Source organism: Leifsonia sp. 466MF, from assembly GCF_900100265.1.
Taxonomy (GTDB): Bacteria; Actinomycetota; Actinomycetes; order Actinomycetales; family Microbacteriaceae; genus Leifsonia.
The window spans coordinates 1,627,208-1,651,448 of sequence record NZ_LT629696.1; the positions used below are offsets into that span (position 1 = coordinate 1,627,208).

Genomic DNA, 24,241 nt, shown 5'->3' on the forward strand with positions numbered 1-24,241 from the left:
CATCGTTCGTCGTCGACTCCGCATGCTCATCCGGACACCGCGGGGAGTGACTGTCGCGAGAGTGGAGTGTCGACCGAAGCGGGCGGAGTGGTGGTCCTCTCACCGGACGGAGGAGTACCCACCGCGACGGCGGTGTTCTGGACATGGCCCGCAGCGAGGTCGGCGTTCGTGAGTCGATAGTCGGCCGTCGCCGTCACCGATTGCCCCGGTTCCAGCCGCCCGGCAACGCCGGGCCACGCGTATGTCAGCGACGACAGCCCGGCGAGAGGATCTGCGACCGACACTCCGTCGATCGTCACGTTCCCCGTATTGCTCACGACGAAGCGATACGTGACGGTGTCGCCGACCATCGCGGGGGACTGCACCCGGCCGGCATCGGCCGTCTTGATCAGCGTGAGCCGAGGATCGGCCGCCAGCGGCACTTCTGCCGACGCTTCGTCCGTGACGGCGACGCCCGAAGGCGGCGTTCCCGCGGTCGACGCCGTGTTCGCGATGTGGCCGGAATCGATGTCCGCCTGGGTGAGCAGGTAGGTCGCGGTCGCGGTGACGCTCTCGTCGGGGGCGAGGACTCCCGGCGCTCCTGGCCATGAGTACGCGAGCTCGGACAGCCCGGCGAGCGGATCCGTGATGGTCACTCCGGTCAGGGTGACGTTCCCGTCGTTCTTCGATCGGAATGTGTAGGTGATCACATCACCGGGGCGAGCAGGCGAGTGCACGGCCACCGTGTCGGCGGTCTTGACCAGCTCGATCGAGGGGGACGGAGCCAGAGGCGTGTCGGTGCTCGCGGGGGGCGGCGTGACGACGACTCCGGACGGCGGCGTTCCGGTTGCCCGTGCCGTGTTCGCCACGTGCCCCGCGTCGATGTCGGCCTGGGTCAGCACGTAGGTGGCCGTGGCGATCACGGTCTCCCGTGGCGCCAGCGTTCCCGGCGCGCCGGGCCAGGCATAGGTGAGCGGTGAGAGGCCGACCATCGGGTCGGCGACGCTCACTCGGGTCATCGTCACGTTCCCCGTGTTGGTCACCGTGAACGTGTACGTGATCGTGGTGCCGGCGCCGGCCGGAGTCTGTATCCCAATGGTGCCCGCGGACTTCGCCACGGTCAGGGCGGGATCGGCGGGGAGAGGGATCGTGACGGTGGCTACGTCTGTCACGTCGTCTCCGGACGGCGGGGTCCCGGTCGTGGTCGCGGTGTTGACCAGCTCTTCGGCGTCGAGGTCCGCCTGCGTCAGACGATAGGTCGCCGTGGCCGTGACGGTCTCACCCGGCGCGAGCACTCCCGGTGAACCCGGCCACGTGTACGTGAGTGACGACAAGCCCGGCAGGGGGTCCTGGATGACCACGTTCGTCAGGGTGACGTTTCCGATGTTCTGAGACGCGAACGTGAAGGTGACCGTGTCGCCGCTCTCGGCCGGTGATTGGACGAGTGCGGTATCCGCCTTCTTCACGAGCCGGATGCCGGGCTTCGTGGTGAGCGGGATGTCGACGGAGGCTTGGTCGGTGACCTTGGTTCCGGTGGGTGGGGTGCCCTCGGTGCCTGCGGTGTTGGCCAGGTGTCCGGAGTCGATGTCCGCCTGGGTCAGCTGGTATGTCGCGGTGGCGGTGACCTTCTGTTTCGGTGCCAGTGTGCCCGGGGTGCCCGGCCAGGTGTAGGTCAGGGCGGACAGGCCCGGCTTCGGGTCGCTGATCGTGACACCGGTGAGGGTGACGTTGCCGGTGTTCTCCGCCTCGAAGGTGTACGTGACGGTGTCGCCCGCCCGGGGCGGCGATTGGACGGCGGCGAGGTCGGCCGCCTTGACCAGGTCGATGCTCGGGACCGTCACCAGCGGCAGGTCCGCCGATGCCCCGTCGGTGACCTTCGTGCCGGTGGGCGGGGTGCCCTCGGTGCCGGCGGTGTTGGCCACATGCCCGGCGTCGATGTCCGCCTGCGTCAGCTGGTACGTGGCCGTCGCGGTGACCTTCTCCTTCGGGGCCAGCGTGCCCGGGGTACCCGGCCAGGTGTAGGTCAGAGCGGACAGGCCCGGCAACGGGTCGGTGATGCTGACGCCGGTCAGCGTCACGTTGCCGGTGTTCTCCGCCACGAAGGCGTACGTGACGGTGTCGCCCGCCTGCGGCGGGGTCTGCACCGTTGACGGATCGGCCAGCTTCGTGAGATCGATGCTCGGCGCCGGCGGAAGGTCCACTGTGGCTGTTCCCTCATCGGTCACCGGGGTGCCCACGGGCGGCCTCCCGATCGTGGTGGCCGTGTTGACGACCGTCCCGGCGTCGATGTCGGCCTGGGTGAGCTGGTATGTCGCTGTCGCGGTGACCTTCTGGCCCGGGGTCAGCGTGCCCGGGCTGCCCGGCCAGGAGTAGGTCAGTGCCGACAGACCGGGGAGGGGGTCGTCGATGGTGACATCTGTCAGCGTGACGTTGCCGATGTTCTGCGCAGCGAAGTGGAAGGTGACGAGGTCGCCGACCTTGGCGGGACGGGACAGGCCGTCGGTGAGAGTGACCTTCGTGAGGTCGAGTCCCGGGCCGGTTGTGAGCGGGACGTCGTTGAGCGCAGGTGGCGGAACCACCGCTGGACCCGTGGGCGGCGTTCCGGCGGTTGTCGCAGCATTGGCGACGTGACCGGTGTTGAGGTCTGCCTGGGTGAGCGTGTAGACGGCGGTGGCCGTGACCTTCTGGTCCGGAAGGAGCGTGCCGGGAGTTCCGGGCCAGGAATAGGTCAGTGGCGAAAGCCCGGGCAGCGGGTCGACGATGTCGACGTTCGTGAGCGTCACGTTGCCGGAGTTGTGCGCCGTGAAGCGGTACGTGATCTGGTCGCCGACACGGGAAGGGCTGTTGAGCCGATCACGATCGGCCGTCTTGACCAGGGTCATGTCGGGGTTGGCGACGAGTGGTGTGTCGGTCACGGAGGGAGGCGGCGTCACATCGGGCCCGGCCGGGGGAGTGCCGCGCGTGGTGGCCGTATTGACGACGTGGCCGGTATCGATGTCAGCTTGCGTCAGCGTGTAGGTCGCCATCGCCGTGACCGTCTCTCCGGGCAGCAGCGTGCCCGGAGTTCCCGGCCAGGTGTACGTCAGCGCGGACAGTCCCGGGAGGGTGTCGGTGATCGTCACACCGGTGAGAGTGACGTTGCCCTCGTTCTTCGCCGTGAACCGGTAGGTGACGGTGTCTCCCACGGTGGAGGCGGTGCCGACCGGCAGGGGATCGGCCGTCTTCGTAGAGGTGAGTTTCGGGCCGGCGGTCAGCGGGACGGGCACGGTGGCGGGGGGTGTGGTGACGTTCTGGCCGGTGGGTGGTGTGCCGGTGGCGGTGGCCTGGTTGATGACCTGGCCGGTGTTGATGTCGGCCTGGGTGAGCTGGTAGGTCGCGGTCGCGGTGACGGTCTGGCCGGGGGTGAGGGTGCCGGGGGTGCCGGGCCAGGTGTACCTGATCGCGGACAGGCCCGGGAGCTGGTCGGTGATGCTGACCCCGGTGAGGGTGACGTTGCCGGTGTTCTCGGTGACGAACGTGTAGGTGATCACATCCCCGACCGCGGCCGGGATCTTCACCTGGGAGTTGTTGACGCCCTTGGTCAGCGACAGGCCCGGACCCTGGGTCAGCGGGGTGTCCGTGGTCGACGGCGGCGGCGTCACCGGAGGACCGGTGGGCGGGTTCCCGGAACTGGTGGCCGTGTTGGACACTATGCCCACATTCAGGTCCGCCTGCGTCAGCACATACTGCGCCTGCGCGACGACCTCCTGCGACGGCTGCAACACCCCCGCCACCCCTGGCCAGGTGTACACCAGGTTCGACAGACCCGGCTTCGGATCCGTGATCGTCACCCCGGTCAACGTCGTGTTCCCGGTGTTCTTCGCCTTCAGCACGTAGGTGATCACATCACCCACCTTCGCCGGCGAGGACACCCCCGAACTCACCGCATCCTTCGTGAACGTCAGATCCGGACCCTGCGTCAATGGGACATCGGCAGCGGCCGGAGGAGTACTCACCGACGGGCCTGTGGGCGGGTTGCCGGATGCGGTCGCGGTGTTCGGCACGAGTCCGTTGTCGATGTCGGCCTGCGTCAGCTGGTACGTGGCCGTCGCGGTGACCGTCTCATCCACCTGCAGAGCTCCAGCGGTACCTGGCCAGCTGTATGTCAACGGGGACAGTCCGACATGGGGGTCGCTGATGGTGACGCCCGTCAACGTGGTCTGGCCGGTGTTCTTCGCCGAGAAGCGGTACGTGATCGTGTCGCCGACCTTCGCCGGCTTCGTCACGGCTGAGTCGTCCGCCACCTTGGTGACCGTCAGATCGGATACCGGCACCGTCGACGTGCACTTCGCGTCGGCCGAACCGGCTGCACAGTTGCTCCCGACGGTGGGAGACACGACGGTGTTGCGGAGGGAGTGGTCCCCGGGAGTCGGATTCTTCACCGTCACCGAGTAGGTGATCGTCGCGGTGTCACCAGGCGCGAGAGGGCCCGACCACGCCAGGGTGGGGGCGGTGTACGCCACGGCACCCTGCGATGCCCTCGCCTCGCCCGTGTAGCTGGCGTCCTTCAGGACATCGGTCAGGTCATCCGTGAGCGAGGCGGTGTCGTACGCCTGCGTGCCCGTGTTCTTGACGGTGACCGTGTAGGTCACCGTGTCTCCTGGTCGGGCCGATTGCACCGACGAGTCCTTGGTGATCGCGAGGGAACAGGATGCGGGATTAGCCTCCACGGTGAAGCGCGCGCCGCCGGACGTGTTGCCGTTCGGTGCGTCGGTCCCGGCGGGGGAGGTCGTGACGGCGTTCGCCGTATTGGTCAGGATCAGGGGCGTCGGAGCGTCGCAGGACACCGGGGGAGCCGTGGTCTGGAAGCAGAGTTGGGGGGCGTCGCCGGACCAGGTGATGCCCACCTGCGCGCTTTCGACACCGGCGGGGTCGGTGACGGCGTTGACCGTGACGGTCGCGGTGATGGAGGTCACCGTCGTCGGGATCCCCGACAGGTCGACGGACGCCCCGGGATTGACCGTGACCGCTTCGAACCCGGAGATGACCGCGTCGTTCTGGTCGCGCAGCGACACCGTGGCGTTCGCATACGAGCCGTCCGTGAGCCCCGGAAGCGTCAGCGCACGCCAGCCGCGGAAGGACGTCGCTCCCGTGCCGCAGTAGTACCCGCTCGGCGTGACGGTGACCTCTCGCGGCTCCGTCGGTCCGGCGCATTCCTTGCCCGTCGTCGCGTCGAAGAGCACGAACTGGGCGGCGTCTCCCGTGGCCACCAGGCAGTTCGTCGCGACATCCGTCGCGGGCCGGATGGTGTAGTTGAGGCCGTTGTTGACGTTGCTGAATCCGGCGCACGGCGGGACCGTGCCGGTTCCGGACCACTGTCCGAAGTCGCGACACATCACCTGGTTGCCGTTCGACAGGTACACGCGGGTGCCGATGACGTAGGCCTCGCCGGCGCCGTTGCCGCCGGCGGCGTAGTTCGCGCCAGTTCCTGCGTAGGGGTTGGCGGCAGCGGCGCCCGCGACGGTGACGCAGTTGGAGGCCGTTCCGGGGCCGTTCGTGATGGTGCAGACACCGGAGACCGCGCCCGTGCGGGACAGGATGGGCGCCATCGGCGATCCGGCCTTGGTGTTCGCCGCCGATCCGTTCACAGGCCAGCTGCCGGTGCAGAGCGCCTTGGTGTTGGTGTTGTAGCAGTAGTTCTTCCATGCGCTGGTCGACGTCTGCTGGATGCTCGCGAAGACGTAGGGGCCGTAACTCGACGAGGTGTAGATCGACGTGGTCGTGACGCCGCTCGCGATCAGGGTGACGCCCGGGCACGAGCCCATGTCGGGCGTCGTGCAGACGAGGGCGGCCTGATTGCGGCTGACGACGACGCTATAGGTGTTGCCGTCATCGGAAGGAAGCCCGGTCCCGTTCATCTGGGCGGCGAACGCGGTGTTGCTGACGGCCGCTCCCGATCGGGCGGTGTAGCCGCAGCTGCTCGGCGTCTTGGTCGACAGGTCGAGGCACGCGATGCCGTTGCTGCTGCCGTCGGTGAGTCCGGCGTACCAGTACAGCCTGTCGCCCGCGAGCCACGTGCCGCCCTGCTGCGGGGTGATCCCCGCGAAGGACGTGCCCGTTCCGATCGGTGTGCCCGGTACCGACGACCACGTCTGGACGTTGCTGCCGGTCGGCCAGCCCGGGCAGGTCGTCCCGTCGTGCTGTGCGCAGAAGACGACCGCCCCCTTGGCGTGGTGGTAGATCGCGTAGAGGAGGTCTTTCCGCGCGACCACGTTGTACGCGTCTCCGCCTCCCATGGCGATGACCTTCGACGGGGGCACGACGAACGGCGGCGAGAGCTGCTGTGTGCCCTGCGGGACGGGTGTCGCCACGAACCCGATTCCCGTGGCGTCGGCGGGGGGCGTGCCGGTGACCCAGCCCGGTCCGCCCGCGCGGTACTGGGGAGTCACCGAGCCGGCCGGGTTCTGGTTCGGGGGCAACCGGAGCGAGCCGGGGACGTACGTGCCCGCCGTGCTGATGTCGTCTTTGAGATCCACGACCGCGTTGGCGCTGGTGTTGTTCTGCGACTCGACGACCCAGTCGATCACGTCGCCCGGTCGGGCAGTGCCGGTGGAGGGGCCGCCCGGAGCATCGTCCGAGGCCGCAGTGGACCCGTTGGCCGCGTTCTTCCCGGTGGTGAACACCGTCGACACGGCGGTCGTCGCGGCGTCCGAGTAGTGCTGCGGCAGCAGGAGCACGCCGACGAGCGCGCCGACGGTCACGCACGCCCCGAATGACAGCGCGACTCGCCAGCGGCGGGCTCGGCGAGCAGCGGATCCGGAACGACGCGCCATGTGCAGCACTTCCTCTCAGGACATGCCGGGAGGAGTCAGCCCCGGTCACGTGGTCGAGAGCACGGTTGCCCTCATTTATGAGGACACGGTGAGGTGACGTTCGTTACGGGATGCGCGATCCAATGCAAGCAAGGTGGTCTTTCCATGCGAGGCGTGCGCTCCAGGCGCATCCGAACCAGTGCGATCACGCGCGGGCCGCTGCCATACTGGCGTCTATGTCGGACATCACAGACCCTTCCGGCGCCTCCCTGCGCCTCAGCAACGACGAGCGCGAACGCGCGGTCGCGGCTCTGCAGTCGCACGCCGCACAGGGGCGGCTCACCGACGTCGAGCTGCAGACGCGGTCGGCTGCGGCCCGATCCGCCGTGACACGCGGAGATCTCGCACCGCTCTTCACGGACCTCCCCGGCGGACTGCAGCTCGCGGGTCATCCCCAGGCGGCGCCCTCCGTTCCCGCCGGCGCGGGCGCGACAGGTCGCGAGCCGTCGTCCCGTTGGGGCCTCCTGGCGGTCTCGATCATCCCGTTCGTCTCGGTCATCCTGTTCTTCCTGACCGGGATGGCGTGGGGATACCAGTATTCGTGGCTGTGGTTCCTGCTGATCCCGCTGGTCGGCGCGATCGCATACGGCACCGAGGGCGGCCGCCGGCGCTAGCCGCGGAGCCGCGGAACCGAGCCTCAGCCGACGGTGGCGCCGAACAGCAGACCGAGGAGGTACGTGGCGGCCGCCGCTCCGTATCCGATGAGCAGCTGACGGATGGCGCGCTTCAGCGGTGACGCACCGGAGAGCAGCCCGACGATGGCTCCCGTGCCGAGCAGGACGATCCCGACCAGCAGGGCGGAGACGATGATCGCGGCCGTCCCGGTCAGCCCGAAGAGGAAGGGCAGGATCGGGATGAGCGCACCGGAGGCGAAGAAGCAGAAGCTGGAGATCGCGGCGTTCCATCCGGTCCCGATCGCCTCGTGCTCGTCCTCCGCGACCGCGGGAGTGATCGGGATGGGCGAAGTCACCGCCTGCAGGCCGGAGAGCACCTCGCGTGCGTGCTCGGCCGCCTCCTCCGCCGTCATTCCGCGTGCGCGGTAGACCAGGGTGAGCTCGTTCGCGTCGACGTCGAGATGCGGCAGCGCCGATCCGGTGGCGGGGTTGGGGGTGGATGCCTCCAGCAGTTCGCGCTGTGACCGCACCGACACGTACTCTCCCGCGCCCATGCTCAGCGCTCCGGCGAGGAGTCCGGAGATGCCGGTGAGCAGCACCACGTGGGTCGGGACGCCGCTGGCGCTGACGCCGAGGACGAGCGCCAGGTTGCTGACGAGGCCGTCGTTCGCCCCGAAGACCGCGGCACGGAACGTGCCGGAGAGCCGCTGTCTGCCGCGTGCGGCGAGGGCCCGGACGACCTCTTCGTGCACCTGTTCGTCCGCCGCCATCTGCGGCGTCGCGTCGGAGTCGGACGCGTAAGGGGACCGGGCCTCGGCCCGCTGTGCGAGAGCGAGCACGAACACCGAGCCGAACCGCCGTGCGAGCCAGCCGAGCAAGCGCGTACGGACGTCGCCCTTCAGCGGGCGGCCCGCCTGGTCGCCGAGCAGGTCGACCCAGTGCTGTTCGTGGCGTCGTTCTGCTTCGGCCAGTGCGAGCAGGATCTCGCGTTCCTCGCCCTCACGCCGGCCGGCGAGGTCGCGGTACACGGAGGCTTCCGCGCGCTCGTCGGCGAGGTAGCGACGCCACCGCCTGATGTCGGCGGGGCTCGGGGTTCGGGCTGTTGTCGTCATCCCCTCAAGTCTACGAGGTCGCCGCCGGCTCTCTCGGGGCGGTGGCCTCAAGGCTGAGCGCCAGCGTCGACCGGGTGAACCGCTCGCCCCACTCGGTGGCGGCGACGATGGCCTCGTCCGGACCGAGGATGCGGAAGGGCGCGTCGACAGCGGCGAGCCCGAAGAGCGCCCACTCGGCGCTGTCGGCGGTGATCCGGACCGCGCACGTGCCGTCGCCGCGGTCGTCGACCGTCGCCCAGCGTCCGAGCACCTCGACGACGCGGTCGTTGGGCGCCTCGATGACGGCCTCGACGACCATCGGCTCGACCGCGCTGTGCAGCGACGCGCGCACGTACTCCGCCGCGTCCTCCGCGGGCAGCGCTCGCGGCCGGAACCGCACGCCGGTGGGGTGCGGCTCGGCGATGCGGTCGAGGCGGAAGCTGCGCCAGTCGAACCGGGTGAGGTCGTAGGCGACGAGGTACCAGCGGCGTTCGATGGAGACCAGCCGGTGCGGCTCGACCGTCCGGTTGGAAGCCTGGCCGTCGCGGGCCACGTAGGCGAACTCGATCCGCTCCTCGTCGCGGCACGCCTGGGCGAAGGCGGTGAGGATGCCGGGATCGGTCATCGGGGTCGGCCCGAGCGTGGTGGACAGCGTCGTCATCCGCAGTGCGTCGACCCGGCGCCGGAGCCGGGGCGGCATCACCTGGACGACCTTGGCGAGCGCCCGGACGGACGCCTCGTCGACGCCCGCAATGCCGCTCTGCGCCGCGGTCCGGAGGCCGACGGCGAGCGCGACGGCCTCGTCGTCGTCGACGACCAGGGGAGGGAGGGAGGCGCCGGCAGCGAGCTGGTAGCCGCCCGAGACCCCGCGGGTGGCGTCGACCGGGTACCCGAGGTCGCGCAGTCGTTCGACGTCACGGCGGAGGGTGCGCGGCGAGACTCCGAGGCGGTCGGCGAGTTCCTGTCCTGGCCAGTAGCGGTGCGTCTGGAGGAGGGAGAGGAGCTGGAGCGAGCGGGAGCCGGTACTTGCCATGCATCCATTGTGCACATCCTTGCGGTCGGAAACTGACCGCTAGCTGCGTACGGCAGCCTCCGGACCCGAGCCGCTCGCGGCGGGAGGCAGGGGCGCGGCGCCGGGCCGCGAGAGCGTGATCACGGCCTCCGTGATCCACTCCGACTCCTCGAGCGAGGCCTCGACCGCCTGCAGGTCGGCGGCGACGTCCGACTCCCGGTCGTTGCCGACGAGGTCGACCGCCGCCACGAGGTAGAACCGCTCGGGGCCGACGTACTCGAGGTGCAGATAGGTGACCGTCTCGACCTCGGGATGTGCGAGCAGTGCGCCGAGGGCGGCCTCCGAGGCGCGGTCCGAGCCGGGCTGTCCGACCAGGAACCGCCGGTTGCGCTCGATGAGCACGACCGCGACGATCGCCAGGAGCACCCCGACCAGGATGGAGCCGAGCGCATCCCAGAACGGGTTGCCGGTGAGTTCGTGCAGCAGCAGGCCGAGGAAGGCGATCACCAGGCCGACGAGGGCCGCGGAGTCCTCGGCGAACACGGCCCGCAGCGTCGGATTCGAGGTGCTGAACACGTGCTCGAACGTGCCGGTGCCCGAGGACTCGGCCTTCGCGTGCGCCTGCCGGTACGACTGGATGAACGAGATGCCCTCGAAGACGAAGGCCGCCGCCAGGACGAGGTAGCCGACGAGGTAGTCCGAGTCCGCCTCTTCCGAGCCGAGCGCCTGGACGCCGTGCATGATCGACACCACCGCCCCAGCGGTGAAGAGCCCGACGGCCGCGAAGAGACTCCAGACGTAGGCGTCGCGGCCGTACCCGCCGGGATGCGACGCGTCGCGCGGCCGCACGGCGGAACGCTCGGCCTGGATGAGGAAGATCTCGTTGCCGGCGTCCGCCCACGAGTGCGCGGCCTCGGCGACCAGGGAGGCGGATCCGGTGAGGATGGCGGCGAAGGTCTTGGCGATCGCCACGAGGATGTTCGCTGCGAAGGCGAGCAGCACGGTGAACAGACTCGAGGATCGTTTGCTGCGGGGCATGGCGACACCATAGTCCTGCGGCAGAGCGGGAATGCAGAAGGCCCCGGTCGTTGTGACCGGGGCCTTCCGTCCGCTTTCGCGGTTCTGTGTCCGAGGGGGGACTTGAACCCCCACGCCCTATACGGGCACTAGCACCTCAAGCTAGCGCGTCTGCCATTTCCGCCACCCGGACGAGGTGAGATGACCGCCGAACTGCTCCGGCTGCCGAAGAAAGACGATAGCACGGATTCTCCACAGAGGATCACTCGTCCACACACCTCGGGCGTGGCGGGGCGGTCGTCGTATGCGGCAGGTAGCGTGGAGGGATGACCGACGAACTCCGCGCGACCGAGCCCGACCTCGACGAGACCGCGATCATCGCCCGGGACCTCATCCGGTTCGACACGACGAACTACGGCGAGGGCCGCTCGAACGGCGAGGCGGAGGCCGCCGCCTATGTCGAGGCGAAGCTGTCCGAGCTGGGCCTCCGGCCGCAGGTGTTCGAGTCCGATCCGGGCCGCGCGAGCGTGGTGGCCCGTGTCGAGGGCGCCGACCCGGGCAAGCCGGCCCTCGTCGTCCACGGTCACCTCGATGTCGTTCCGGCCGACCCGCGCAACTGGTCCGTCGACCCGTTCGGCGGCGAGATCAAAGACGGCCTGCTCTGGGGCCGCGGCGCCGTCGACATGAAGAACATGGATGCGATGATCCTGACCGCGGTCGGCGACATCCTGCGCGCGGGGCAGCGTCCGGCACGTGACCTCGTCGTGGCGTTCTTCGCCGACGAGGAGGACGGCGGCCGTCGCGGATCCCACCACCTGGTCGACACGCATCCGGAGCTGTTCGCGGGCGCGACGGAGGCGATCAGCGAGGTCGGCGGCTACTCGATCGACCTCGCGGGCCGCCGTGCGTACCTTCTGCAGACGGGGGAGAAGTCTCTTGTCTGGATCAAGCTCATCGCACGCGGCCGGGCCGCGCACGGTTCGCGGCTCATCCGCGAGAACGCGATCACGCGGCTGGCGGAGGCCGTCGTCGCCCTGGGTCGCGAGGACTGGCCGATCCAGCTGACCGCCACGACGACCCGGCTGATCGGCGAGCTCGGCAGGCTGCTCGACGTCGACCCGCAGCGGATCGGGCCGGACGAGGTGGTGATCCGCACCGGCACGGCCGCCGGCTTCATCCTGGCGACCCTGCGGACGACGACGAACCCGACGCTGCTCGAGGCCGGCTACAAGCACAACGTCATCCCGGACACCGCGGAGGCTCTGATCGACATCCGCACGCTGCCGGGCGAGGAGGACGCCGTGCTCGCACGCGTCCGCGAGCTGATCGGCGACGACGTCGAGATCGAGGTCATGCACCGCGACATCGGCCTCGAGGCCGAGTTCGGCGGCGGCCTGGTGGAGGCGATCACCGACACGCTGCAGCAGCACGACCCGGGCGCGCCCGTCCTGCCGTACCTCCTCTCGGGTGGCACCGACAACAAGGCGCTCAGCAAGCTCGGCATCACGGGATACGGCTTCGCGCCGCTCCGGCTGCCCGCCGATCTCGACTTCCCCGGCATGTTCCACGGGGTGGACGAGCGGGTCCCGCTCGACGCGCTAGTGTTCGGTAGGACCGTGCTCCGCGACCTCCTCCGCGCCTACTGACCCCGGGATTCGACGCTTCGTATGGACTTCATCAACGCCCTGATCCTCGGCCTCGTTCAGGGGCTCACCGAGTTCCTCCCCATCTCGTCGTCTGCGCACATCCGCATCGTCGGCGAACTGCTGGGCACCGGTGCCGACCCGGGGGCGCGCTTCACCGCGATCATCCAGCTGGGCACCGAAGCAGCGGTGCTGCTCTACTTCTGGCGCGACATCACACGGATCATCGCGCAGTGGTTCCGCGCGCTGTTCGGGCGTATCCCGCGCAACGACCCCGACGCACGGATGGGGTGGCTCGTCATCCTGGGCAGCATCCCGATCGTGGTCCTCGGGCTGTTCTTCCAGGACCAGATCGAGACGACGTTCCGCTCGCTGTGGATCGTCGCGACGACGCTCATCGTGTTCGGCATCCTGCTGGGGATCGCCGACTGGGTGGGGTCGAAGCGCAAGCGGCTGCGCGAGCTGACCTGGGGCGACGGCATCATCTTCGGGCTCGCGCAGGCGCTCGCGCTCATCCCCGGCGTCTCCCGCTCCGGCGGCACGATCACCGCCGGGCTGTTCATGGGCTACCAGCGCCGCGCGGCCGCCCGCTACTCGTTCCTGCTCGCGCTGCCCGCTGTCTTCGGCAGCGGTTTCTACCAGCTGTACAAAGCGGTCAAGGAGCCGTGCACCGAGGCGCTCGCGAAGGCAGGAACGTGCACGCCCGAGGTGTTCGGACCGGTGGAGACAGCGGCTGCGACCGTCGTCGCGTTCGTGGTGGGCCTGCTGGTGATCGCGTTCTTCATGGGCTACATCTCGCGCCGCAGCTTCCTGCCGTTCGTGATCTACCGGATCGCGCTCGGCGTGCTGCTGATGATCCTGCTCGCCGCCGGCGTCCTCCAGGCGTGACCCGCATGCCCGCGACGACGAACCGCTGACCGTGCGCGCCTGGAACGCCCCGGAGGTCCCGGCGGTGCCGCGACCGGATGGCACGGCAGTCGACGTCCCGTTGCTGTACGACACCGCCTCCGGTCAGCTCGTGGAGGCCCGTCCCGACGACGTCGCCCGCCTGTACGTCTGCGGCATCACGCCCTACGACGCCACCCACCTCGGCCACGCAGCCACCTACCTGGCGTTCGACACGCTCCAGCGGGTGTGGCGCGACGCCGGTTATCGCGTGCACTACGCCCAGAACATCACCGACGTCGACGATCCGTTGCTGGAGCGTGCCGCCCAGACCGGCGTCGGCTGGCGCGCGCTGGCGGACGAGCAGATCGACCTGTTCCGCCGCGACATGGAGGCTCTCCGCATCCTTCCGCCGGACGACTACGTCGCTGTCACCGAGGTGATCGAGCAGATCGGACGAGCAACGAGCATCCTGCTCGATCGCAGGATGGCGTACCGGCTCGACGATGACGTCTACTTCGACATCCAGGCCGCCCAGGACGCGGCGCCGTGGGTGCTCGGCGAGGAGAGCGGGCTCGACCGCGCCACCATGCTCGCCCTCTCCGCCGAGCGCGGCGGTGACCCCGACCGCGCCGGGAAACGCGACCCGCTCGACCCGCTGCTCTGGCGCGGTCCGCGACCGGGGGAGCCGAGCTGGCCGTCGGAAGCGGGGGAGGGCCGACCCGGCTGGCACATCGAGTGCTCGGTCATCGCGCTCATGCACCTCGGCCGCGACTTCACCGTGCAGGGCGGCGGCTCCGATCTCGTCTTCCCGCACCACGAGCTGAGCGCGGGCCACGCCGCCGCGCTGAGCGGCCATCCGCTGGCCCGGGTCTACAGTCACGCTGGGATGGTGGCCTACGACGGCGAGAAGATGAGCAAGTCCCTGGGCAACCTGGTGCTCGTATCCGGCCTCCGGGAGCAGGGCGCGGACCCGCGCACGATCCGCTTGGCGCTCCTTGCGCACCATTACCGCAGCGACTGGGAGTGGTTCGACTCCGCGCTCGACGAAGCCCGACTCCGGCTGACGGCCTGGCAGTCGGCGATCAGCCGGCGCGCAGACGAGGTGGATGCCGAGGCAACGCTCGAGGAGGCGGCCCTCGTCGCCCGCATCCGGGCGGCATTGCGGAGCGACCTCGACACGCCGTCTGCCCTGCGAGCCGTCGACCAGTGGGCGGCCACCCGCCCCGCCGAGACCACCGACCTGGTGCCGCGCGCGATCGACGCGCTGCTCGGCATCCCGCTCGCGACCGCCCCGGAGTGAGCCGCGGTCAGCCGCGGCGCGGGTCGTCCGGCGCGCGCCCGGCGGTTCCGCCGTCGCGGCCGTCACCGCGGCGGCGCAGGTAGCGCTCGAACTCCTGCGCGATCGCCTCGCCGCTCGCCTCGGGCGAGTCGACCGTGTCGCGCGCCTGCTCGAGCTGCTGGATGTAGGAGGCCATCTCCTCGTCGTCGGCCGCGAGAGCGTCGATCCCGGACTCCCAGGCGGCCGCCTCGTCGACGAGGGTGCCGCGGGGGATCGTCACGTCGACGAGCTCTTCGAGCTTGTCGATGAGTGCGAGAACGGCCTTCGGGCTGGGCGCGTTGTGCACGTAGTGCGGTACCGACGCCCAGATCATCAGGGTCGGGATGCCGACGTCCTCTGCGCCTTCGGCGAGCGCGCTGAGGATGCCGACCGGCCCCTCGTACGTGGAGCGCTCGAGGCCGAGCTCGGCCCGGACGGCCGCGTTGTCACTGGAGGCGAACACCGAGATCGGCCGCGTGTGCGGAACGTCCGCGAGCATCGCGCCGAGGAAGACGACGGCTCCGATGTCGGCGGCGAGCGCCACATCCATGATCTCGGCGGTGAAGCTGCGCCAGCTGCGCGACGGCTCGGTGCCGAGCAGCAGGAAGATGTTGCCGGCGTTGTCGCCGGTGACCGTGAGCTCGGCGTCGCCGGCCAGGTCCTCCCCGACGCGCCCGGGAAGCGACGGTCCGTACATGACGGCGGAGGGCCAGATCAGCCGTCTGCGGCCGTCGTCGTCCGTCACCACCGGCCGGTTGAACTGGAAATCGAAATAGAGCTCGGGGTCGACCTCGGCGATGGGAACCACGTCGAGCTGCTCCTTGAGCGTCTTGACCGCGCCGCTGGCCGCCTCGCCCGCGTCGTTCCATCCCTCGAAGGCCACCACGAGGATGCGCCCGCCGAGGATGTTCTGTCCGTCTGTCACGAAGCTGTCCCTCGTCCCTTCCTGGCGTCCGGTCGGGACGCCATCCATCCAGGATAGGCCCGCGGCTCTCCCGATAGACTTGCCCGTTGTGACCGCGTCTTCCCCCCGCAGCGAACATACCCGTAGCGACACCGGCTCTGCCGACCTGCCCGCCGCCGTGCTGTGGGACATGGACGGCACCCTCGTCGATACCGAGCCGTACTGGATGGCGTCGGAGGTGGAGCTCGTCCACTCGTTCGGCGGTACCTGGACGCACGACGACGGTCTTCTGCTCGTCGGCCTCGGCCTCTGGAACTCGGCGGAGATCCTCCGCTCGCGCGGTGTGGCGATGGAGCCGGACGAGATCGTGCACTGGCTGACCGACCGGGTGCAGCAGAAGCTGGATGCGGACGGCGTGCCGTGGCGCCCGGGCGCCCGCGAGCTGCTCGAGTCGCTGCGCGAGCGCGGCATCCCGACGGCACTGGTGACCATGTCGGTGCGGAGGATGGCGGAGCAGATCGTCGCACACATCCCGTTCGACGCGTTCGATGTGATCGTGAGCGGTGACGAGGTCGACGAGCCGAAGCCCGCGCCGGAGCCGTACCTGCGCGCCGCCGAGCTGCTCGGCGTGGAGATCCGCGACACCGTCGCCCTGGAGGACTCCCTGGTGGGCCTCGCGTCCGCCGTGGCGTCCGGCGCGACGACGATCGGAGTGCCGCACATCGTGCCGCTGCCGGAGTCGGAGGAGCACACGCTGTGGTCGTCGCTGGACGGCCGCACCGCGGAGGACGTCTTCGCCGTCGCCCGCGCACACCGTGAGGCGGCGAACCGGTGAACGAGACTCCGCGCAGCTCCGGCCCGTTCCGCGCGGGCGACCGCGTGCAGCTCACCGGTCCGAAGGGCCGGATGAACACCATCACGCTGCAGCCGGGAAAAGAGTTCCACAGCCACCGCGGTGTCCTGCAGCACGACGCCATCATCGGCCTGCCGGATGGTTCGGTCGTCACCAACAACGCGGGCGTCGAGCACCTCGCGCTGCGTCCGCTGCTCACCGACTTCGTCATGTCGATGCCGCGAGGCGCGGCCATCGTCTACCCGAAGGACGCTGCGCAGATCCTCGCGCTCGCGGACATCTTCCCCGGCGCGACCGTCGTCGAGGCGGGTGTCGGCTCCGGTGCGCTCTCGCTCTGGCTGCTGCGTGCGATCGGTCCGGAGGGCCGGCTGCTGTCGTTCGAGCGCCGCGAGGAGTTCGCCGACGTCGCGCGCGACAACGCTGCGACGTTCCTCGGCAGCGAGCCCGCCAACTGGACGCTGACCGTCGGCGATCTGCAGGATGCGCTGCCCGCCGCTGTCGAACCGGGAACCGTCGACCGCGTGGTGCTGGACATGCTGGCGCCGTGGGAGACGCTCGATGCGGTCACCAGCGCGCTCAAGCCCGGCGGCGTCGTGATCTGCTACGTCGCCACCGTGACCCAGCTGTCCCGCGTCGCCGAGGCCATCCGCGCCTCCGGCGACTACACGCACCCGCAGTCGAACGAGACGATGGTCCGCGGCTGGCACGTGGAGGGGCTGGCCGTCCGTCCCGACCACCGGATGATCGCCCACACCGGCTTCCTGATCACCGCCCGCCGGCTCGCCCCGGGGACCGTCCTGCCCGAGCTGAAGCGCCGTCCGTCGAAGTCCGACTACTCCGACGAGGATGTCGAGGCCTGGACGCCCGGCGCTCTCGGCGAGCGGCAGTCCAGCCCGAAGAGCCTCCGCAAGCGGATGCGCGAGGCGGCCGCCAGCGCAGAGCTCGCGAAGGGCCGTGAGGCGGACGAGGACGCTCCGGGCGTCGGCTAGCATGAATGCGGGAACGCCGGGCTCGCCCGCTGCTGTCCCGAACCCCACTGATCGGATCGAAAGAGGACCCGTGCCCAACGCAACTGCTCGCCGCGTGTCTGCACTCGGACGAACCGCCGCCGTCATCGGAGCCGCCGGCCTCGTGGCAGTGGCTCTGTCGGCATGCTCGACGAACCCGAACAACGACTGCAGCTCGGCATTGTCTTCGGGCAAGGCGTCGCAGCTGGTCGAGGCGACGGGGAAGATCGGGTCTCGACCGAAGGTGACGGTGCCGACGCCCGTCGATGCGACGAAGTCGCAGCGTTCTGTGCTCAGCGAGGGTAGTGACAGCACTGTCGTGCACAAGGGGCAACAGGTCGAGGTCGGTTTCACGGTCATCGACGCGGCGACCGGAAGCGTCCTCGGCAGCGGTTACGGCGATCAGGGTGCGGTCGTCCCGGTCGGATCGGATGTGATCAGCCGCGGATTGATCTGCGCACCCGTCGGGTCGCGGGTCGCGATCGTGGTGGCGCCCAAGGATGCGCCCCAGCAGGCGGATTCCGCCCCCGGCACGCAGATCTATGTCCTCGACGTGCTCAAGACCTCCTTGAACGCCGCCAACGGTGCGGTCCGTCCTGCGGCCGCGGGGTTCCCGACTGTCGTGCTCGCGCCCACGGGCCAGCCGGGCATCACCATCCCGTCGTCGGGCTCGGCACCGACGAAGGTCCGCAGCGAGGTCCTCAAGCAGGGTGACGGCCCGGTCGTGAAGAAGGACAGCACCGCGGTTCTGCAGTACACCGCGGTCGGATGGGACAGCAAGCAGGTCGTGACCAGCAGCTGGACCAGCGGAGGGCCCGATCGGGTCGACATGGCCAGCGGCCAGAGCCAGATCCAGAATCAGAACGGCTCCGTCCTTCCGCAGGCGATGCTCAAGGAGCTCGTGGGGCAGAAGATCGGCTCGCAGCTGGTGATCGAGACGCCGTCCCAGGGGCAGTTCCCGGCCTCCGCCTGGGTGGTTGACATCCTCGGCATCCACTAGCGCGCGGACTAGGATGGACGGGTGTCCCGTTCCCCCTCTTCGCCCGCGCGCGTCCCGGTCGAGGAGCGCCTGTTCAGCCTCGTGCTGGCACTGCTCGCGACCGAGAACGGCCTGACCAAGAGCGAGATCCTCTCGACCGTCCAGGGGTACCGCCAGCGGTATGAGCCGCACGGCGACAACAGCAGCCTGGAGCGGCAGTTCGAGCGCGACAAGGACGACATCCGCGAGCTCGGCGTCCCGCTGGAGACGGTGGAGGCGCCCGAGGCGTCCGGCAACAATCAGCTGCTGCGCTACCGCATTCCCAAAGGGGCATACGACCTTCCGGCCGATGTCAGCTTCTCGCCCGAGGAGCTGACCCTGCTCGGGCTCGCGGCCGCCGTCTGGCGCGAGGGGTCGCTGTCGGGGGAGTCGCGGCGTGCGCTGATGAAGCTGCGATCGCTCGGCGTCGAGGCGGATGATCCGGTCGTCGGCTATGCACCGCGGCTCCGCGTCCGCGAGAGCGCCTTCGAGCCGCTCAGTCAGGCGCTGGAGCGTCACGTCATGGTGCAGTTCCCGTACCTCAAGCCCGGCGAGAGCGCGTCGCGTCAGCGCACCGTCGCACCCCTCTCGCTCGTGCAGCACCAGGGTCGGTGGCACCTGCAGGGGATCGACCAGGACGCCCGCGGCTCGCGGACCTTCCTTCTCTCCCGCATCGTCGGGCCCGTCAAGCTGACGTCCCGCGTCTTCGACCCGGAGCAGTACCGCGTCGACGGCGAGGCCTTCGCCGAAAGGGCACTGCTCGAACTCGAGCACATCTGGGAGTCGAACGTCGCCGAGATCGAGGTGACCGCCGGCACGGATGCGGCGACGCGCCTGGGCAAGCGGTACGGCGATGCTGTGCCGGTCGGCGCCGAGGGCGAGCCCGTCCGGCTCACCGTCAACTTCTCGGACATCAACATCCTCGCCGACCAGCTGGCCTCCTTCGGGCCCGAGGTCCTGGTCCTCGCGCCGCCGGAACTGCGCGACCAGGTGCTCCAGCGACTCCAGGCGACGGTCGCCGCGCACACCGCGCCCGGCGGCTCGGCAGGCGCGGAGACGGGGGAGGCCAGCGATGGCTGAGCGCCGCAAGCCGATGCAGGCGCAGGACAAGCTCGCCTTCCTGCTCGCCCTCGTGCCCTACCTCATGGATCGCGACCGCGTGAGCGTCGCGGAAGCCGCCGAGCATTTCGGCGTCGACCAGGACCAGTTGCGTGACGCCGTGCGGCTGATCGCCGTCTCCGGCATCCCCGGCGAGACCAACGCGTACCAGCCGGGCGACCTGTTCGACATCGCCTGGGACGACTTCGAGGAGAACGACCAGATCGTCCTCACCCACCAGGTCGCCATCGACGACTCGCCGAGGTTCTCGGCACGCGAGGCGGCAGCCCTCATCGCCGGGCTGCAGTACCTCACCGCTCTGCCGGAGAACGCCGACCGGGATGCGATCGGCTCGCTCATGGCCAAGCTCGCCCGCGGCGCATCGGCGGCGCCGAGCCAGCTCGCGGTCGCGCGGTCCGAGACCGACGAGGCCCTGGCGACGATCCGGGATGCGGTCATCGCGGGAGTGCAGGTCGAGTTCGACTACCTCAGCTCACGTGGGGAGCGCGAACGGCGCCGCGTCGACCCGCTGCGCATCGAATCCGTCGACCAGGACTGGTATCTGCGCGGCTGGGATCACCTCCGCACGGCCATCCGCACCTTCCGTCTCGACCGGATCGACGACCTGGTCGCAACGCAGGAGGCGATCACCTACCGGCCGGGCGACGTGAAGCTGCCGGAGACGCTGTTCACCGGCACGCCGGAGGACCAGCTGGTGACGGTGGAGGTGTCGGCGTCGGCGATCACGCTGATCGAGGACTACATCCCTGAGGGGGCAGAGCGCGAGGAGCGGGACGGCGTCATCCGCACGAGCGTCCGCGTCGCGCACTTCCACGGTCTCAAGCGCCTGGTCGCCGGGCTGTCGGGCGTGCTCACGGTGCTCGACCCGCCCGAGGCGCGCCAGGTGGTCGCCGGCTGGGCCCGCGCGGGCGTCGAACGCTACCTCTGACCCGGCGGCGGGCCGGGTAGGCTGAGCCCATGCCCTGGTGGTCGTGGCTGGTGATCTGGATCGTGCTCGTGCTCGGTCTCCTCGGCATGCTCGCGTTCTTCGCCTGGTGGCTGTTCCGCAAGGTGGTCGCCGCCGGTCGCGAGGCCGCGGCGCTGATGGAGAAGGCCGAGGTGCTGTCGCGCCGAGCCGAGGAGCTCCACGACACCTTCGAGCCGGCCGTGCTGGCGGATGCCGACGAGCTCCGTGCGCAGCGGCAGGATCACCTCACCGAGCGGGCGTTCGCCCGGCAAGCTCGCAGGGACGCCCGCGTCCGGCGCGGTAGACTACTGGTCGATGTGGACCCCGCAACGGTGCCCGCTCGCTTCGCCCACCTTTTGAGAAGGACCTGATCTCATGTTCGCAGGACTGACCGGATGGCATCTGCTCATCATCCTCGCCGTGATCCTGCTGCTCTTCGGTGCGCCCAAGCTCCCGGCGCTCGCCAAGAGCATCGGCCAGTCGATGCGGATCTTCAAGGGTGAGGTCGACGAGCTGAAGAAGGACGGCAAGGACGGCAAGTCCGACCAGGCTTCCGACGGCACCGCCACCACCCCCGCCGCGCAGAGCACCGCAGCGCCGACGGTGACGCCCGCCCCGGCTCCCGTCGACCCCTCGACCGAGTCGAACCCGAAGCCGTAGTCCGGTGGCCTCCACGAAGCGAGGCAAGAGCCGCGAAGGACGGATGACGCTCGCCGAGCACTTCATCGAGCTTCGCAAACGCCTCTTCCGTTCCGCCCTCGCTCTGGTGGGTGGCGCGGTCATCGGCTGGTTTCTCAGCGGCTATGTGATGGATGCGCTGCGCGGTCCGATCACCGACATCGCGAAGCAGCAGGGCCGCGAGGCGATGCTCAACTACGACAGCATCACGGGCGCGTTCGACCTGAAGATGCAGGTCGCGATCACCATCGGCGCGATCATCTCCAGCCCGGTCTGGCTCTACCAGATCTGGGCGTTCTTCGTCCCGGCGATGACGCGCAAGGAGCTCCGCTACGGCTTCGGCTTCTTCTTCACCGCCGTCCCGTTGTTCATCGCGGGCGGTGTGACCGGGTGGCTGCTCGTCCCGCACATCGTGAGCCTGCTGACGAGCTTCGCGCCGGAGCCGGACTCGGCGATCATCCAGGCGAAGACCTACTTCGATTTCATCCTCAAACTGGTCATCGCCGTCGGCATCGCGTTCGTCCTCCCGGTCTTCCTGGTGCTGCTGAACTTCGTCGGCGTGCTGAGCGCGAAGTCGATCATCGCGTCGTGGCGCTGGGCGCTCATCCTGATCGCCCTGTTCACCGCCATCGCCACGCCGGCCGCCGACGTGCTCTCGATGTTCCTCCTGGCCATTCCGATGGTCGCCCTGTACTTCGCCGCGTACGGCGTCGCCTGGCTGCACGACCGCCGGGCTGCCAAGCGCGAGCTGCGACTCGAGGCCGAGCTCGCCGCCTGACCGCGCGGGCATAGGCTGGTGGGGTGACCGACCAGACGCTCTCACCGGCGGAGCGGTTCGCCGCCTCGCGCGACCGGGCCCGCCAGCCGCTGCTCGAGACCTTCCGCGCGAGTCTCCGGTTCGACCTCGACCCGTTCCAGCGGGAGGCATGCGGGGCTTTGGAGCGCGGGCGCAGCGTCCTCGTCGCCGCCCCCACCGGCGCCGGCAAGACGATCGTGGCCGAGTTCGCCGTCTTCCTCGCGATGCGCGAGGCCAACGCGAAGGTCTTCTACACGACGCCGATGAAGGCGCTCAGTAACCAGAAGTTCCAGGAGTTCGTCGAGGCGTACGGCCCCGAATCCGTCGGGCTCCTCACCGGCGACACGAACATCAACTCGCACGCCCGCATCGTCGTCATGACGACCGAGGTGCTCCGCAACATGCTCTACGCGGACTCCGACCTGCTCACCGACCTCGCCTACGTGGTCATGGACGAGGTGCACTACCTGGCCGACCGGTTCCGGGGCGCCGTGTGGGAGGAGGTCATCATCCACCTGCCGTCGGAAGTGCGGATGGTGTCGCTGAGCGCCACCGTGTCGAACGCCGAGGAGTTCGGCGACTGGCTGCAGGCCGTCCGCGGCGACACCGATGTCGTTGTGTCGGAGGAGCGCCCGGTGCCGCTGGAGCAGCACATCCTGATGCGCTCCAAGCTCATCGACCTGTTCGACTCGTCGGGGCTCGCCGCCACCAACCGGGTCAACCCGGAGCTCGTGCAGATGGCACGCTACGGCGGCCGGGTGCTGAGCAGCCGGCAGATGCGGGATGTGGGCCGCTACCACTCCAAGGGCGGTCGTCCGGACACGTTCCGGATGAGCCGGTCGGATCTTGTCGCGCTGCTCGACGACCGCAACCTGCTGCCTGCGATCTTCTTCATCTTCAGCCGCAATGGCTGCGACCAGGCGGTGCGGCAGGTGCTCCGGGCCGGCGTGCGCCTGACCGAGAAGCACGAGCGGGACGAGATCCGCGCGATCGTGGAGGAGCGGTGCCGCACGCTGCTCGACGAGGATCTGGCGGTGCTCGGCTACTGGGAGTGGCTGGAGGGGTTGGAGCGCGGTGTCGCCGCCCACCACGCCGGCCTGCTGCCGGCCTTCAAGGAGGTCGTCGAGGAGCTGTTCCGCCGGAAGCTCGTCAAGGTCGTCTTCGCGACAGAGACGCTGGCGCTCGGGATCAACATGCCCGCCCGGACGGTGGTGCTGGAGAAGCTGGAGAAGTTCAACGGCGAGGCCCGCGTCCCGATCACACCGGGGGAGTACACCCAGCTGACCGGTCGAGCCGGTCGCCGCGGCATCGATGTGGAGGGCCACTCCGTCATCCAATGGGAGGACGGGCTGGACCCGCAGTCGGTCGCCTCTCTCGCCTCCCGCCGCAGCTACCCGCTGAACTCCAGCTTCCGGCCGACGTACAACATGGCGGTGAACCTGATCGACCAGTTCGGCCGACCGCGCACGCGCGAGATCCTCGAGTCGTCGTTCGCCCAGTTCCAGGCCGACCGGGCCGTGGTCGACCTCGCCCGCAAGGCCATGCAGCAGGAGCAGTCGCTCGCCGGCTACGAGGAGGCGATGACGTGCCACCTCGGCGACTTCCGGGAGTACTTCGCCATTCGCCGAGAGCTGACGGACCTGGAGCGGTCCGGTTCCCGCATCGAGTCGGCATCCAACAGCGACCGTGAGAAGCGGCAGCGCCAGCTGGCCGCGCTGCGCAAGCGGATGAAGGACCACCCCTGCCACCGCTGCCCCGAGCGTGAGCAGCACGCCCGGTGGGCGGAGCGCTGGTGGAAGCTGAAGCGCGACACCGACCGGCTGCGGTCGCAGATCCAGTCGCGGACGGGCGCGGTCGCGAAGGTCTTCGACCGCGTGTCCGACGTGCTCCTGGAGCTCGGCTACCTGGCGAAGGAGGAGGGCGACACCGTGCTGACCGTCCACGGCCGCACCCTCAAGCGCATCTACGGCGAGCGGGACCTCCTGGTCGCCGAGTGCCTGCGTCGCAACGCCTGGAAGGATCTGGATGCGCCGGGCCTCGCCGCCATGGCGTGCGCCCTCGTCTTCGAGCCGCGACGCGACGACGGCCTGGCCAACGACCGCACATTACCGCGCGGTGCGTTCCGCCCGGCGCTCGAGAAGACGACGACGTTGTGGAGCACCCTCGACGACCTCGAGCAGGACAATCGGCTCCCGGGTAGCGAGCCGCCGTCCACGGCGTTGTCCCTCGCGATGTGGATGTGGTCACGCGGCTCCGGGCTCGATGCGGTGCTGAGGGAGGCCGACATGGCGGCGGGCGACTTCGTCCGCTGGGCCAAGCAGACGATCGACCTCCTCGATCAGCTGTCGCTCGTCGCCCAGGGCAACGTCGGCCGGGTCGCCCGGCAGGCGCTGGAGTCCATCCGGCGCGGGATCGTCGCCTACTCCTCGGTCGCTTGACGCGGCTCGAGAGCGGCCCGCGCGACCGTGTCGCGCATCCTGAACGGCCCCCACACGCGGATGCTTTAG

The 24,241-nt window shown here is 69.6% G+C and carries 18 protein-coding genes and 1 tRNA gene; 13 read left to right on the forward strand and 6 right to left on the reverse strand.

Going from position 1 to position 24,241, the window contains the following annotated elements; all coding sequences use genetic code 11:
* Positions 1-26: 26 nt before the first annotated feature.
* A complete protein-coding gene (locus BLR91_RS07745; RefSeq protein ID WP_231918850.1) occupies positions 27-6,719 on the reverse strand; it encodes a DUF11 domain-containing protein in 6,693 nt (2,230 codons plus the stop codon).
* A gap of 287 nt (positions 6,720-7,006) precedes the next feature.
* Between BLR91_RS07745 and BLR91_RS07750 the strand changes: the two genes are divergently transcribed.
* Entirely contained in the window at positions 7,007-7,444 is a 438-nt protein-coding gene (locus BLR91_RS07750; protein WP_089875983.1) for a DUF1707 SHOCT-like domain-containing protein, read from the forward strand.
* Between the two features lie 23 nt (positions 7,445-7,467).
* Here BLR91_RS07750 and BLR91_RS07755 read toward each other — a convergent pair whose 3' ends face one another.
* The 4 genes from BLR91_RS07755 to BLR91_RS07770 form a co-directional block, all read right to left on the reverse strand.
* Complete coding sequence (locus tag BLR91_RS07755; protein WP_172823195.1) at positions 7,468-8,556, reverse strand: VIT1/CCC1 transporter family protein; 1,089 nt, start codon at positions 8,554-8,556, stop codon at positions 7,468-7,470.
* Positions 8,557-8,566: 10 nt separating this feature from the next.
* Positions 8,567-9,568: a helix-turn-helix transcriptional regulator gene (locus BLR91_RS07760; RefSeq protein WP_089875981.1), complete on the reverse strand. Its 1,002-nt coding sequence runs from the start codon at positions 9,566-9,568 to the stop codon at positions 8,567-8,569.
* Between the two features lie 39 nt (positions 9,569-9,607).
* Positions 9,608-10,585, reverse strand: coding sequence for a cation diffusion facilitator family transporter (locus BLR91_RS07765; protein WP_089875979.1), 978 nt, complete (start codon positions 10,583-10,585; stop codon positions 9,608-9,610).
* Positions 10,586-10,672: 87 nt separating this feature from the next.
* Positions 10,673-10,757 (reverse strand) — tRNA-Leu (locus tag BLR91_RS07770).
* Between the two features lie 133 nt (positions 10,758-10,890).
* On the opposite strand from BLR91_RS07770, the gene BLR91_RS07775 reads away from it, so the two are divergent.
* The 3 genes from BLR91_RS07775 to mshC are packed head-to-tail and all read left to right on the forward strand — an operon-like array spanning position 10,891 to position 14,395.
* Positions 10,891-12,210 (forward strand): M20/M25/M40 family metallo-hydrolase, encoded by a 1,320-nt coding sequence (locus tag BLR91_RS07775; protein WP_089875977.1) that lies wholly within the window; start codon positions 10,891-10,893, stop codon positions 12,208-12,210.
* Between the two features lie 21 nt (positions 12,211-12,231).
* Entirely contained in the window at positions 12,232-13,095 is an 864-nt protein-coding gene (locus BLR91_RS07780) for an undecaprenyl-diphosphate phosphatase (RefSeq protein ID WP_089875975.1), read from the forward strand.
* Positions 13,096-13,126: 31 nt separating this feature from the next.
* The gene (gene mshC, locus BLR91_RS07785) at positions 13,127-14,395 is read left to right on the forward strand and encodes a cysteine--1-D-myo-inosityl 2-amino-2-deoxy-alpha-D-glucopyranoside ligase (RefSeq protein ID WP_089875973.1); all 1,269 of its coding nucleotides are present in this window, start codon (positions 13,127-13,129) and stop codon (positions 14,393-14,395) included.
* Between the two features lie 7 nt (positions 14,396-14,402).
* Here mshC and BLR91_RS07790 read toward each other — a convergent pair whose 3' ends face one another.
* Positions 14,403-15,338 carry a proteasome assembly chaperone family protein gene (locus tag BLR91_RS07790; protein ID WP_018191085.1) on the reverse strand — a complete coding sequence of 312 codons (936 nt, stop codon included), beginning with the start codon at positions 15,336-15,338 and terminating at the stop codon, positions 14,403-14,405.
* A gap of 88 nt (positions 15,339-15,426) precedes the next feature.
* Between BLR91_RS07790 and BLR91_RS07795 the strand changes: the two genes are divergently transcribed.
* From BLR91_RS07795 to BLR91_RS07835, 9 genes are all read left to right on the forward strand, one after another.
* Positions 15,427-16,152, forward strand: coding sequence for an HAD family hydrolase (locus BLR91_RS07795; protein ID WP_089875971.1), 726 nt, complete (start codon positions 15,427-15,429; stop codon positions 16,150-16,152).
* Positions 16,149-17,159 (forward strand): tRNA (adenine-N1)-methyltransferase, encoded by a 1,011-nt coding sequence (locus BLR91_RS07800; RefSeq protein ID WP_018191083.1) that lies wholly within the window; start codon positions 16,149-16,151, stop codon positions 17,157-17,159. Before BLR91_RS07795 ends, BLR91_RS07800 begins: the two co-directional genes overlap by 4 nt.
* 70 nt (positions 17,160-17,229) lie before the next feature.
* Entirely contained in the window at positions 17,230-18,177 is a 948-nt protein-coding gene (locus tag BLR91_RS07805) for a peptidylprolyl isomerase (RefSeq protein ID WP_089875969.1), read from the forward strand.
* Positions 18,178-18,198: 21 nt separating this feature from the next.
* Positions 18,199-19,275: a helix-turn-helix transcriptional regulator gene (locus tag BLR91_RS07810; protein WP_089875967.1), complete on the forward strand. Its 1,077-nt coding sequence runs from the start codon at positions 18,199-18,201 to the stop codon at positions 19,273-19,275.
* Positions 19,268-20,242, forward strand: coding sequence for a helix-turn-helix transcriptional regulator (locus BLR91_RS07815; RefSeq protein ID WP_089875965.1), 975 nt, complete (start codon positions 19,268-19,270; stop codon positions 20,240-20,242). Before BLR91_RS07810 ends, BLR91_RS07815 begins: the two co-directional genes overlap by 8 nt.
* A gap of 29 nt (positions 20,243-20,271) precedes the next feature.
* Complete coding sequence (locus BLR91_RS07820; RefSeq protein ID WP_018191079.1) at positions 20,272-20,631, forward strand: hypothetical protein; 360 nt, start codon at positions 20,272-20,274, stop codon at positions 20,629-20,631.
* Between the two features lie 4 nt (positions 20,632-20,635).
* The gene (gene tatA / locus BLR91_RS07825; RefSeq protein ID WP_089875963.1) at positions 20,636-20,920 is read left to right on the forward strand and encodes a Sec-independent protein translocase subunit TatA; all 285 of its coding nucleotides are present in this window, start codon (positions 20,636-20,638) and stop codon (positions 20,918-20,920) included.
* 43 nt (positions 20,921-20,963) lie between these two features.
* Positions 20,964-21,716 carry a twin-arginine translocase subunit TatC gene (tatC, locus tag BLR91_RS07830; RefSeq protein ID WP_018191077.1) on the forward strand — a complete coding sequence of 251 codons (753 nt, stop codon included), beginning with the start codon at positions 20,964-20,966 and terminating at the stop codon, positions 21,714-21,716.
* Positions 21,717-21,739: 23 nt separating this feature from the next.
* The gene (locus BLR91_RS07835; protein ID WP_089875961.1) at positions 21,740-24,172 is read left to right on the forward strand and encodes a DEAD/DEAH box helicase; all 2,433 of its coding nucleotides are present in this window, start codon (positions 21,740-21,742) and stop codon (positions 24,170-24,172) included.
* Positions 24,173-24,241 lie beyond the last annotated feature (69 nt).